Raw genomic sequence first — 12,559 nt, forward strand, 5'->3', positions numbered from 1 at the left:
CGCTAAGACCCGAAGGATGCCTGGCAGGTCACCTGATCTGCTGTCTGGCCGGACAGCTCCGGGGGCAACCCCTCTGTCGAGACGGTGTCGCCCGAGGTGAAATCCTCACCGACGCTCAACGCCAGGCCCACGGTGACCGGGCTGGAGAGCACCTGTACCTCGGCCAGGCCGAACAGCTCGGCTACTGCTGCGCCGATCGCCTCATAGCCCGGGCCCACGAACAGCTGCGTCGCCGGGGTGGCCACATCCTCGGTGACGACCGCCTGCGTGTACCCCTTGCCCAGGAGGAGATCCAGGATCTCCTCCCCGCGATCCGGTTCCCCCGACGAATCGATGATGGTAAACGGGACGCCCGCCGGATCGAAGTCCAGAGCGGCGTCGGACGGTTCCATGCCTGGACTCTCCGCCGCATCTGTCGAGCCGGGCGAACTACTGGATCCGGAAGGCTCGGGGGTCGGTTCGGCGACGATACTGCGGTCCTCGACGAGGGTTGCGAAGAGCTCTTCTGCGCGTTCCTCGTCCGGGATCAGCCGGTTGAGGTCGGGTTCATACGGCAGCACGGGCACTGTCACGAAAGCAACCTTGGCGAGGTCGACGTCCTTGAGTCGGTCTGCCAGACGAAGCAGGTCGGGGATCTGGCTCAGACCGTCGTCGACAGTAAGGTTCTTGGTGACTGTCTCAGCGATGGCGTACATGCGGGGAAGGTTGGTGAGCGTGCCCTCCACCTGGATCTTGCGGGCCAGCGACGCCATGAAGGACTGTTGGGCACGGATCCTGCCTTCGTCCCCGCCGTCGCCGAACGCATGTCGGGTCCTGAGGAAGGCCAAGGCCTGTTCGCCTTCCACCTCTGAGGTTCCGGCGGGGAGGCTGAGACCCGAGTAGGTGTCCTCGATTGCCTCATTGACGCAGACGTCAACGCCGCCGAGCGTTGACGAGAGTTCCTTGACCGCGTTGAAGTCAGCCATCATGAAGTGGTCAATCTTCAGCCCGGTCAGTTCGTTGATCGCGGCGACCGTACAACCCGGCCCGCCGTTGCCCAGCGCGCCGTTGAGCATGGCGAGGTCCTGTGATGGGCTGAGCGTTCCAGTCTCCGGATCGAGGCATGCCGGTAAGGGCACCAGAAGGTCGCGGGGGAAACTGACCATTGTCACGTCCTCGCGGTCAGCGGACAGGTGCATGAGCATCATCACGTCGGAGTTGCCGGTCTCGGTGGTGAACTCAGCGCCGCCATACGCCGCGTTGTCTGCGCCGGTCCGGGTATCGGTACCGAGGATGAGCACCTGGACGGGGTCACTGTCAATGTTGGCTGCGGCGTCGTCGCCCTGATCGGTTGAGAGGTTCAGTGGCTGTGTTGCGACGTTGCCCTGGAGCCGGAGCAGCTGCACTGACGCGAATCCGACGCCCGCCACCAGGACGGCGGCCAGGGCAACAGCAATGATCTTCAGTATCCGCTGCGGCGCCTGACGGCCCAGATGCCTTCCGCCCGGAGACACCATTGAACCTTCGGCGTTGTGGCTGGCATCGGCGCGTCGACTACTCATGCGTTGCAGCCCTTTCGAAGGATTCGGTCGGTGGTAGCTGGCCTGAGTTCCAGCGGAGCGGACTGACCCCAGCCACTAGAGACAACGTCTGCTGCGACCGGGTAGTGCCCGATTAGAACCCGAGGCGCACCAGCTGCTTCGGATCCCGCTGCCAGTCCTTGGCAATTTTCACGTGCAGGTCGAGGTAGATCCGGGTGCCCAGCAGGGCTTCGATGCTCTTGCGGGCGTTAGTGCCAACCTCCCGGAGCCGGGACCCACCCTTGCCGATGATGATGGCCTTCTGGGAGGAGCGCTCGACGAACAGGTTGACCCTGACGTCGAGAAGCTGGTTGTCAGCGCTCCGGCCCTCGCGGGGGACGATTTCGTCGACCACCACCGCGAGGGAATGCGGCATCTCCTCGCGCACCCCCTCAAGGGCCGCCTCCCGCACCAGTTCCGCCACCATTACGGCTTCGGGTTCGTCGGTGAGAGCCCCACCCGGGTACAGGGGCGGGGATTCGGGCATGTGGGAGACGAAAACGTCGCCGACCGTTTCCACCTGGAAACCGTCAGCAGCCGAAACGGGGACGACGTCGGCCCACCCGTCAGCGCCCAGCACTTCCTCGCCGAGGGCAACGACTGCCATCAGCTGGCGGGTCAAGGCGGCGCGGTCGACGAGGTCGGTTTTGGTCACGACAGCGATCAGGGGTTTCCGCTGCAACCTGGAGAGCTGCTGCGAAATGAACTTGTCGCCCGGGCCGATCGGCTCGTTGGCGGGAATGCAGAAGCCGATGGCGTCGACCTCGGCGAGGGTGTCGGCGACCAGGTCGTTGAGGCGCTGGCCCAGGAGGGTACGCGGCCGGTGCAACCCCGGCGTGTCAACGAGGATCAGCTGGGCGTCCTCCCGGTGCACAATGCCACGAATGGTATGGCGGGTGGTCTGGGGTTTGGAGGAGGTGATAGCCACCTTCTGCCCCACCAACGCGTTGGTGAGCGTCGACTTCCCGGCATTGGGACGTCCGACCAGGGAAACAAAGCCAGCCCGGTGATGGTGTTCGCTCATGATGTTCCGCCGTGTCCTTGAAGTTGTGCGGGATTCCGGTCCCGGCCGTCGTCGTCGAACGCTCGTTCCCGTTTCCACACAATAAGGTGCGAAACCCGGTTGCGGCGACCCTCGACACGTTCGGCACGCAGGCCGATACTGCCGACTGTTACCTCACTGCCCACGATGGGTACCCGACCCAGGGTCTTGGCGAGCAGCCCACCGACCGTGTCCACCTCGTCGTCCTCCAGGTCGACGTGGAACACTTCGCCTAGGTCGTCGATGCCCATCCTCGAACTGATCCGGTATTCGCCGTTGGCCAGCTGTTCCAGTTCGGGTACCTCAGAATCGTATTCGTCGACGATCTCGCCAACAATCTCCTCGATCAAGTCTTCCAAGGTAACGAGCCCGGCTGTTCCACCGTACTCGTCGATGACGATCGCCACATGGGTCGATTCCCGCTGCAGCTCCTGCAGGAAATCGCTGACTGGTTTCGATTCGGGGACATAACGCACGGCCCGGCAGACGCCGTCGACCAGGTCCTCGTCATGACCGTCGGGGCCGTGCAGTTGAGCCACCACATCCTTGAGGTAGAGGATGCCGACAATTTCGTCGGCGCTCTCGCCAATCACCGGAATTCGTGAGTATCCCGAACGGAGGAACAAAGACATCGCCTGTTTCAGGGTGCAACCCGAGTCGATGCAGACCATGTCGGTGCGCGGCACCATCACCGCGCGGACCTTGGTGTCGCCGAGTTCGAAGACCGAGTGGATCAGTTCGGCTTCGCTGTCCTCGATCATTTCGGCGTCGTTGGCGCGGGAGAGTAGTTCGCGGAACTCTTCCTCGGTGAAGAAGGCAGCCTCCGCGCGGGCTGCACCCGGTGTGATAGCGCTTCCCAGGGAGACCAGCCAGCGCGGAACCGGCCCGAGGATCCTGCAGAGGAACCTCACCAGTCCGGCAGTCGCAGGAACCACCCTGCTCGCGTGGGTCCGGCCGAGCTGGCGGGGTGATACTCCCACCAGCACGAACCCGACGGCGGCCATGGTGGCGGTTGCCAGCAGTCCAGCAATCCAGACGTTGTCCAGGACATCGTGGAACAGGATCGCCACCGCCACGGCGGCTGCCATCTCAAACCAGACGCGCCAGAACCGGAGCGCGTGCATGTGGGAAATCGGAGACGCAAGGATTCCCTCCAGAGCCTTGCCCGATGAGCCCTGAACCAGCTCTTCGCCCTCCTGGCGGGGCAGGTAGCTGAAGGCGGCCTCGGCCGCAGTCACCAGGGCAGCTACCAGAACAAACACCAACGCCATGATGGCGAGAACCCAAATGATCAACTGACAGTCTCCTCGGGCGCTTTTCCGCCCAGGAACTCGGCCAGCAGGCGGCGCTGCAGTGCGAACATCACAGCTTCATCGTCCGGCTCGGCGTGGTCATATCCGAGAAGATGCAGGACACCGTGCGTTGTTAGGAGTAACAGTTCCTCCTGGGTCGAATGCCCGGCCTTCACGGCCTGAGCCTGCGCCACTTCGGGACACAGCACAACGTCGCCCAGCACCCCAGCGGGGGTGAGCCGGCCCGCAGTCCCCGGTCGGAGCTCATCCATCGGGAAGGATAGGACATCGGTCGGCCCCGGTTCGTCCATCCACTCAAGGTGGAGCTTCTCCATCGTGGTGGTGTCTACCAAAATGATGGAAAGCTCGGCCTCGGGGTGCACAAACAGCCCATCAAGGAGGAAGCGGCCAAGCCGGATCAGATTCTCTTCATCGGCCGGGATCCCCGACTCGTTGTTGACTTCGATGCTCATGCTTTGACCCCGGCCGGTTTGACCCCGGCGTGCCCGCGTGGGCCGCGGTGATCCCGGGCGGACGACGCCCGCTGGTTTTCGTCCCAGACGCTGTAGGCGGTCACGATGTCGCCAACCAACCGGTGCCTGACGACGTCGGACGCGTCGAGGGTGCGGAAACTGACGTCCGGTACCCCACCGAGAATTTCGCTGACAACCCGCAGGCCCGAGTTGGTCCCCCCGGGCAGGTCAACCTGGGTCACATCGCCGGTAACCACCATCTTGGAGCCGAAGCCCAGCCGGGTCAGGAACATCTTCATCTGCTCCGGGGTGGTGTTCTGCGCTTCGTCGAGGATGATGAAGGCGTCGTTAAGGGTGCGGCCACGCATGTAGGCCAGGGGCGCCACCTCGATGGTGCCGGCGGCCATCAGCCGGGGGATGGTGTCGGGGTCCATCATGTCGTGCAGCGCGTCGTAGAGGGGCCGTAAATACGGGTCGATCTTGTCGCTGAGGGTGCCGGGCAGGAAACCGAGCCGCTCCCCCGCTTCGACTGCAGGACGGGTGAGGATGATCCGGTTGACTTCTTTGTGCTGCAGCGCCTGGACGGCCTTGGCCATTGCCAGGTAGGTCTTTCCGGTTCCGGCCGGGCCGATGCCGAACACGATGGTGTGCCGGTCGATCGCCTCAACGTAGTCACGCTGGTTCAGCGTCTTCGGCCTGATCGTCCGGCCGCGTGAGGAGAGGATGTTCATGGTCAGTACATCGGAGGGACTGCTGATCGACTGGTCCTTCAGCATCGCGACCAGCTGCTTGAGCACCTGGGGGTTGACGGTGGTGTTGTTGGCGGCAAGGGTGCGGATCTCGGAGATCAGACGTTCGGTCCGTGAAACGTCGACGGCGGGGCCAGTGATGGACAACTCGTTGCCGCGGACGTGGAGATTTACCCCGACGAAGGTGCTCTCGATCAGCCTCAGCGCTTCATCGTTGGTTCCCAGCGCTTGAACCATCTGTTCGGTCGAATCGAAGTGGACTACCTTCGTGTCCATGCCCACTGCGCTAATGCCAACTGAAGAATCGGTCATATAATCGGCCCTCGCGGCCTTCCATCTCTCCTTGAATCGGTTGGTGACGGCATACCGCCCCGCGGTCAATCTTACGTTATGCGCTCCCCTACCCGGGCGTTTCCACCCACGGCGAATCCGTAGGACCGGCACCGCGTCAGTGCCACCAGGAAGCAGTTGATCTCTTCCCTGCAACGGCTCGGTTCCAATACTGTCTCAGTCCGGCGACGAGTTGGCTTAACCCCCTTTTGGTCGGGGTGCCGTATGTCAAGCTTGAAGACGTTGCGTGGATGCACCACTCTGCGACGAACAATGACCTGCGGACCGGCGAAAGGACAGGACACCGATGGACTGGACCTTTCAACGCGGAGTGGTGCGGCGCCGTCGGGGCCGCGTTCTCGCTACGGTCGTGCTGATCTCGCTGATTACTGCGGGAGTGGGAGGTTGCGCGTCAGTCGACAGTGACGATGCCACCACATCCCTCCCACAGCAGGCAAGTACTCTGACCGATCCCTCGTCGGTGGCCAATTCGGTTATCCCCCCCGCCACGGCCACTAGCGGCAATCTGCTCCCCGTCTATTGGTTGGGCGACAACGAAGGCGACCTCCTGTTGTACCGGGAGTTCATCGAGGGTGATCAGGGTGGCGACCCGATCGCTGCCGCGATCCAGGCGATGACCGCCAGCAGCCCCCTGGACCCGGACTACTTCGGGTCGTGGTCGCCGGCCAGCACGGTAAGTGCGTCGATCTCCCCCGACAACATCATCACCGTCGACATCTCGTCGGATGCCTTCGGTGCCGGGATCGATGAGGGCTCGGCCTATCAGGCCATCCAGCAACTCGTGTATACGGCAACTGCCGCAGCCGCCAACGCGGGGCTGGTGTCCGACGGCGACCCGGGCAGCGTCGTCGTCCTGGTCGATGGAGTGGCCGGCTTCAACGCCTTCGGGCAGATCGAACTTGGTGGGCGGATGCAGCGCGATGCCGCGTTGATGGCCCCGATCTGGATTATTGAGCCGCAGCATGGTGAGGTCCGCGACCAGTCGACGATCACCGTGGCTGGCAGTGCGGTTTCCGAGGTCGGTGTACTGCACTGGCGTATTTCCGCGGTGGACGGCGCCGTGCTGGAGCCCTACCGCAGCGGCACGGTCCGCCTGGACGATGGTCCCGGCTCTCCTGGGCCGTTCGAGTTCACCATCGCCCTGTTGCCCGGGGAGTACGAGATCAGCGTCTTCGATCGCCCGTCGGATGACCCGTCCGGGCCGGAACTCAACACCGACACCAAACGCATCACCGTAAAATAGCGCAAGCTGTTATTGAACACAGGCCTCTCGGTTGCTGGTGGCGTGCCCGCTACCAGCGGCCGATCAGTTGGCTCAGTACAGCGAGGGCCGCCGGGCCCGCGGTGGACGAGCGGAGTACCTGGTTGCCCAGTCTGGCTGGGTGCGCACCCTGGGCCGTGAAGAGGTCCAGTTCCCGCGCACTGATGCCACCCTCGGGGCCCACCACCACGGCGATGGCGCTGGGGTGGCCCTCCGACTGTGGTGGCAGGAGCGAGCCGACCCCCAATGCTGCGTCCTCGTGGAGAATCAGGGCCAAGTCCACCCCCGCCAACCAGTGGGCAAGCGATCCGCTGTCGAGCAGCGGGTGGACGTCGGGCAGCCACGCCCGCCGGGACTGCTTGGCAGCGCCCCACACGGTGGTTTCCCATTTCCGCTGCCCCTTGAGCGCCTTTTCTGCCCGCCACCGCACAATGCTGCGGTCTGCCTGCCACGGGACAACCGCGTCGACACCCAATTCGGTGGCTGCCTCCACCGCCAGTTCATCGCGGTCTCCCTTGGCCAGGGCCTGAATGAGGATCAGGCGGCAGGCGGGGGCCGGTTCGTCGGTCACCGCCCCGACGTCGAGGACAACGTCCTGCCCGGTGCTTTTCACTGTCCCGACGACCCTCCGCCCCCGGCCGTCGGCGACATCGATCGTCTCGCCGACCGCTACCCGCTTGACGGTGGCGGCGTGCCGCGCCTCGGCGCCGGTCAGGACGAAGTCCGATCCGGCGCGCGCAGCGGCGACAGCGGCGGGGTCACCGAAGTAGAGTGCGTTACTCACGCCTAGAGATTACCCAGCCGCTCCCGCAGCTTCGCGAAAACTCCGGAACCGTTGCTGGCCAGCTGGCCGTCAACGAATTCTTCCCCACGAAGTTCGGCGAGGCGGCGCAGCAGTTCCTCCTGCGCCTGGTCAATGTTCCGCGGCGTTTCAACGTTGAGGTGGACCTTGAGGTCGCCCCGACCGTAGCCACGCAAGTGGGTGACGCCGAGGCCGCGAAGGGTGACGATCTCACCCGACTGGGTGCCGGATTTGATCCCGAGTTCCTGGTCGCCGTCGAATGAGGCAAGGTTCAGGGTGGTCCCGAGGGCGGCGGCGGTCATCGGCACGCTAAGGGTGACATGAAGGTCGTCACCTTCGCGCAGGAAGGTGGGGTCCGGGTTGACCCGGATCTCCACGTACAGGTCGCCCTGGGGCCCGCCGGCGAGACCGGCTTCACCCTGGCCGCCGAGCTGGATCCGAGTGCCGGTGGAGACTCCCGCCGGCACCTTGATGGTGAGACTGCGGCGGCTGCGGACGCGGCCGTCGCCGTTGCATTCGTTGCAGGGGTTGGGGATGACAGTGCCGAAGCCCTGGCAGGTGCCGCAGGTGGCACTGGTCATGACCTGACCGAGAATTGACCGGACAGCCCGCTGCACCTGGCCTGAGCCACCACAAATGTCGCAGGTCCTGGGCGAGGTGCCCGCCTGGCAGCAGGACCCGTCGCAGGTAGGACAGACGGCTGCTGTGTCGACGTCGATCTTTTTGTTGATCCCGAAGACGGCGTCGACCAGGTCGATCCGGACGGCGATGAGCGCGTCCTGGCCGCGGCGTGTGCGCGACGGCGGGCCGCTTGGACCACCCCCACCGAAGAAGGTTTCGAAGATGTCCTGAAAAGCAAAGCCCGGGCCGGCGTGTCCGCCGCCGAAACCGTTGTCAGTCCCGTTCTCGTTGCCGGTCGTGTCATACACGCGGCGTTTCTGGGGGTCCGACAGCACCTCGTACGCACGGGTGACCAACTTGAACTCTTCGGACGCGTCCGGGCCCGAGTTGACGTCCGGGTGCAGCTTACGCGCGAGTTTGCGGTACGCCTTCTTGATCTCCTCGCCGCTGGCATCGCGGTTCACACCGAGGACTTCATAGTGATTACTCACTCCTGCACTTCACTTCCTACGTTACTGACCAGATGGGGGCTTCGTGCCCCACCTGGTATGGCTTGGCTGTTGCTGGAACACATTCATCGCTGCCGTGGCTGCGGCTCAGTCGGTCAGAATTCTCGAAAGGTAGCGGGCCACTGCACGTACTGCCGCCATCGATGTGGGGTAGTCCATTCGGGTCGGTCCCAGGACTCCCACCTTGGCCAACGAATCGCGGCCGTATCCGGTGGCAATCACCGAGGCTTCGGCAAGCCCGCCGTGCGGGTTCTCCCGCCCGATCCGCACCGAGACCCCAAACGCGTCGTGCTTCATCTCGGACAGTAGGCGTAGCATGACCACCTGCTCCTCAAGGGCTTCCAGCACTGGCCCAATACTCAACGGAAAGTCTACTGTGGATCGGGCCAGGTTGGCTGTGCCAGCCATCACAATCCGGTCGTCGCGGTTAATGCCGGCGAGTTGTTCAAGCGTTCGCGCGAGCACGGTTCCCGCCCGGCGTTGCTGAAACGGCAACGCAGCGACGGCGAGTGCGAGTTCCTGCGGCAGGGATGTCAGTCTGGTGCCGGCCAGCGAGCCGAGGAAATGCTGCCGGAGTTCGGCGAGGCTGGTCTCTGGCACCGCTTCGGGGAGGGATACCACCCGCTGCTGGACCGTTCCGTTGGTGGCGATCAGCACCACCAACACCTGGTTCGGAGCCAGCAACACAAACTCAAGGTGGCGAACCGCCGCGCTCCCCAGGTGGGGGTACTGCACAACCGCCACCTGATTGGTCAGGTGCGAGAGGAGCCGGACGGTCCGGTCCATGACGTCGTCGAGGTCCTCAGCGCCCTCCAACAGAGCCTGGATGGCACGCTTCTCGGGCGCCGACAGGGGCTTGACCTCGGAAATCTGGTCGACGAACAGCCGGTAACCCTTATCGGTGGGAATGCGCCCCGAACTGGTGTGCGGTGCGGTGATGAGACCTTCCTCTTCGAGGACCGCCATATCGTTGCGGATGGTGGCCGATGATACGCCCAACTGGTGGCGCTCCACCAGGGCCTTCGACCCCACCGGCTCCCGGGAATGCACATAGTCCTCGACGATGGCACGCAACACCTCAAGGCGGCGTGGTTCGCTCACATTTCACCTCCGCACACGGTTCCTGACACTTCCGGCAAATCTGGCACTCGACACGCCCAAGTGCCAAGTCTAGTACGTTCCATTGGATTGTTAGCATTGAAATCCCTGGCCGGACCGTCCAGCGGCGAGACTGGAAGCGAGCGAAAATTTTGTCACCACACGAATGGGGCGCCCAGGATATCTCCGCCCCGCGGCGGGTTTCCCTCCCGAAGGTTCCAGCCAGCACGGGCTTGGTACTCGAGGATGTACAGAGCGGCTACGTGGGCGCTGTTGTCCGGGTCGAGAAGTCCGGAGGCATGCGGGTGATGGTGCTGGAGGACCGGCGCGGCAAACTCAAGACCTTCCCATTGGGATTCGGTTTCCACGTCGATGGTGGCCCTGTCGAAGTGGTGGCACCCATCGGCCCGCCGGCGACACCAGCGCGCCGGCTGACGCCGTCGGGCTCGCTGAGGGTCGACGGCGCGCGGGCGCGGACCGCCCGGGCCAGCCGGATCTGGGTGGAGGGCCAGCACGACGCCGAACTGGTCGAGAAGGTGTGGGGTGACGATCTACGACTCGAGGGGATCGTCGTCGAACCGCTCCACGGCGTCGACGACCTGGCCGGAATGATCCGTTCCTTCGGCCCGGGACCGAACCGACGGCTTGGTATTTTGGTCGACCACCTGGTGACCGGGTCGAAAGAGCAGCGCATCGCGCAGGAGGCGATGAAGGTTCCGGGTGCGGCGTCCAACGTTCTCGTCGTCGGGCACCCTTACGTTGACGTGTGGCAAGCAATCAAACCGGCCGCAGTCGGACTCACCGCGTGGCCTGTGGTCCCGCGCGGCCAGGATTGGAAGACCGGAATCCTCGCCGGTCTTGGCTGGCCATACGGGGACAAGGCTGCTGTGGCGCATGGCTGGAAACGTCTGCTAGGTTGCGTCACCAGTTACGCGGACCTCGAACCATCGCTCCTGGGCAGGGTTGAAGAGGTCATTGACTTCCTCACAATTCCCGGGAATCCCGGCTTGAGCCCCTGATCCGCGCTACGCGTTTTCCGGGCAAAGACGTATTCTAGAGGGGAAAGGTACCTGCCCAGGCGCCCCCATGCAATAGAGGATGTCTAGTTGTCGAACCCCGCTGACCAGCACAAACAGCACGGATCCGAGGGCGGCGAGACCCAGCCCCCTTCCGCTTTTGAGGGTGTGCCGGCGAATGCCCTGCCATTGACCGCGTCCGAGGACCGGCAGTGGGCTACACTGTCCCATTTCGGCGGGATTCTGGGGTTCATTCCTTCACTAGTCATCCTGCTGATCTTCAGGAACCGCGGCCCCTTTACCGCCCAGGAATCGAGGGAAGCCTTCAATTTCACTTTCCCGCCCACGCTGGTGGCGTTTCTTGCGTGGCTGCTGTCACTGCTGCCGACGGTCGGTGGGCTGTTCGCCGTCGTCAATGCGCTGATCTGGGTGGCCATCGCCGTTTCTTCAGTGATTGCCGGGATCGAGGTCAACCGAGGCCGCCCGTACCGGTATGCCTTCAACCTGCACCTGTTCAGGTAGACGTTTCCCAAGGTCTCCGGGCACTCGGGCGACCTAGTCGGGTAGCAGCCTGCGGACAACCGCATCGGCCAGCAATCTGCCGCTGCTGGTCAGCGTGATGACGCCAGCGAAGGCGTCAGCCGGAACAATGAGTTCGTCGGCTATCAGGCCCGCCACAGCGAGTCGTCCCGCGGGACGAAGCCTATGGGTCGGAAGACCCTCGCTGAGCCTGGCGCGGAGCATGACCTCCTCTACATAGCGGGTGTCGTCGTCGAGGACTTCCCGGCCCGCGGCCGGCGAGACGCCCGAGGCGAGGCGCTGGGCGTAAGCCGTCGGGTGTTTCACGTTCCACCACCGCACACCCCCCAGGTGGGAGTGGGCGCCCGGTCCGGCACCCCACCAGTCGTCGCCGCGCCAATAGGCCAGGTTGTGCTGGCAGGCGTCGTCTGGTGTGCGGGCCCAGTTGCTGACCTCGTACCACCCCAGGCCGGCGGCCTCCATCGACCGTTCCGCCAGCGCGTACTTTTCGGCGTGATCGTCGTCGTCGATGTCGGGCATCTCACCGCGCCGGATCCGCGCCGCCAGCTTGGTCCCGTCCTCAACAATCAGCGCGTAGGCGGACACGTGGTCCGGCCCGTAGGACAGGGCCGCGTCAAGTGACTGCTGCCAATCGGTTGCGTTCTCCCCCGGGGTGCCGTAGATCAGGTCGAGGCTGACGCGCAGGCCAGCATCGCGTGCCCACTGTACCGCCAGCGGAACCCGTTCCGGCGCGTGGGTGCGGTCCAGGACCCGTAGCACGTGAGGCACCGCCGACTGCATGCCGAAGGAGACCCTGGTGAACCCAGCCCTGGCCAGCATCTTGAGGGACTCGGGCGTCACCGAGTCCGGGTTGGCTTCCGTGGTGACCTCAGCGCCGGGGACGAGCCCCCAGTGCCCGACGGCGGAGCGCAGCACAGCCGCGAGGTCCTCGGCTGGTAGGAGCGTGGGAGTTCCGCCGCCGAAGAACACCGTCGACAGCGGGCGCGGTGCTGCCCCCGCTGCGGTCAGGACTCCCGCGGCGAAGTCCAGTTCGGCACTGACGGTTGCGGCGTACCGGTCCTGGGACGCCCCGCCGCCGAGCTCGGTGGCCGTGTAGGTGTTGAAGTCGCAGTAGCCGCAACGCACTGCGCAGAAGGGGATATGGACGTAAAGCCCCAGTTTGCGGTGGGCGCTGCCAATCGCTGACTGCTCCGGGAGCAGGCCGTTCTCCGGCGCTGGCAGGCCGAGAGGCAGGGCACTCGGCATT

The 12,559-nt window shown here is 64.6% G+C and carries 12 protein-coding genes; 3 read left to right on the forward strand and 9 right to left on the reverse strand.

All coding sequences use genetic code 11. From position 1 onward, the window contains the following. Positions 1-2 precede the first annotated feature (2 nt). From ACX80G_RS16320 to ACX80G_RS16340, 5 genes are all read right to left on the reverse strand, one after another. Complete coding sequence (locus ACX80G_RS16320) at positions 3-1,541, reverse strand: LCP family protein (protein WP_459308994.1); 1,539 nt, start codon at positions 1,539-1,541, stop codon at positions 3-5. Positions 1,542-1,653: 112 nt separating this feature from the next. Then, positions 1,654-2,583: a GTPase Era gene (gene era / locus ACX80G_RS16325; RefSeq protein ID WP_459308996.1), complete on the reverse strand. Its 930-nt coding sequence runs from the start codon at positions 2,581-2,583 to the stop codon at positions 1,654-1,656. Further along, positions 2,580-3,872, reverse strand: a complete 1,293-nt coding sequence (locus ACX80G_RS16330; protein WP_459309035.1) for a hemolysin family protein — start codon at positions 3,870-3,872, stop codon at positions 2,580-2,582. Before ACX80G_RS16330 ends, era begins: the two co-directional genes overlap by 4 nt. A 20-nt stretch (positions 3,873-3,892) precedes the next feature. Continuing rightward, a complete protein-coding gene (ybeY, locus tag ACX80G_RS16335) occupies positions 3,893-4,366 on the reverse strand; it encodes an rRNA maturation RNase YbeY (RefSeq protein WP_459308998.1) in 474 nt (157 codons plus the stop codon). After that, positions 4,363-5,427, reverse strand: coding sequence for a PhoH family protein (locus ACX80G_RS16340; RefSeq protein ID WP_459309000.1), 1,065 nt, complete (start codon positions 5,425-5,427; stop codon positions 4,363-4,365). Before ACX80G_RS16340 ends, ybeY begins: the two co-directional genes overlap by 4 nt. A 325-nt stretch (positions 5,428-5,752) precedes the next feature. On the opposite strand from ACX80G_RS16340, the gene ACX80G_RS16345 reads away from it, so the two are divergent. Further along, positions 5,753-6,709, forward strand: coding sequence for a GerMN domain-containing protein (locus tag ACX80G_RS16345; protein ID WP_459309002.1), 957 nt, complete (start codon positions 5,753-5,755; stop codon positions 6,707-6,709). 49 nt (positions 6,710-6,758) lie between these two features. On the opposite strand, the gene ACX80G_RS16350 is transcribed toward ACX80G_RS16345, so the two are convergent. The 3 genes from ACX80G_RS16350 to hrcA all read right to left on the reverse strand — a co-directional run bounded on the left by ACX80G_RS16350 (position 6,759) and on the right by hrcA (position 9,760). Further along, positions 6,759-7,511 (reverse strand): 16S rRNA (uracil(1498)-N(3))-methyltransferase, encoded by a 753-nt coding sequence (locus tag ACX80G_RS16350; protein WP_459309004.1) that lies wholly within the window; start codon positions 7,509-7,511, stop codon positions 6,759-6,761. Between the two features lie 2 nt (positions 7,512-7,513). Beyond that, positions 7,514-8,641, reverse strand: a complete 1,128-nt coding sequence (dnaJ, locus tag ACX80G_RS16355; protein WP_459309006.1) for a molecular chaperone DnaJ — start codon at positions 8,639-8,641, stop codon at positions 7,514-7,516. A gap of 105 nt (positions 8,642-8,746) precedes the next feature. Next, positions 8,747-9,760 (reverse strand): heat-inducible transcriptional repressor HrcA, encoded by a 1,014-nt coding sequence (gene hrcA, locus ACX80G_RS16360; protein WP_459309008.1) that lies wholly within the window; start codon positions 9,758-9,760, stop codon positions 8,747-8,749. Between the two features lie 149 nt (positions 9,761-9,909). Between hrcA and ACX80G_RS16365 the strand changes: the two genes are divergently transcribed. Next, entirely contained in the window at positions 9,910-10,776 is an 867-nt protein-coding gene (locus tag ACX80G_RS16365; protein WP_459309010.1) for a DUF3097 family protein, read from the forward strand. Positions 10,777-10,863: 87 nt separating this feature from the next. Beyond that, entirely contained in the window at positions 10,864-11,295 is a 432-nt protein-coding gene (locus tag ACX80G_RS16370; protein WP_459309012.1) for a DUF4870 domain-containing protein, read from the forward strand. A 33-nt stretch (positions 11,296-11,328) separates the two neighbouring features. Here the strand turns inward: ACX80G_RS16370 and hemW are convergent, their stop codons facing one another. Then, on the reverse strand, positions 11,329-12,558 hold the full coding sequence (hemW, locus tag ACX80G_RS16375; RefSeq protein ID WP_459309014.1) for a radical SAM family heme chaperone HemW: 1,230 nt from the start codon (positions 12,556-12,558) through the stop codon (positions 11,329-11,331). Position 12,559 lies beyond the last annotated feature (1 nt).

The organism is Arthrobacter glycogeni, from assembly GCF_054510815.1.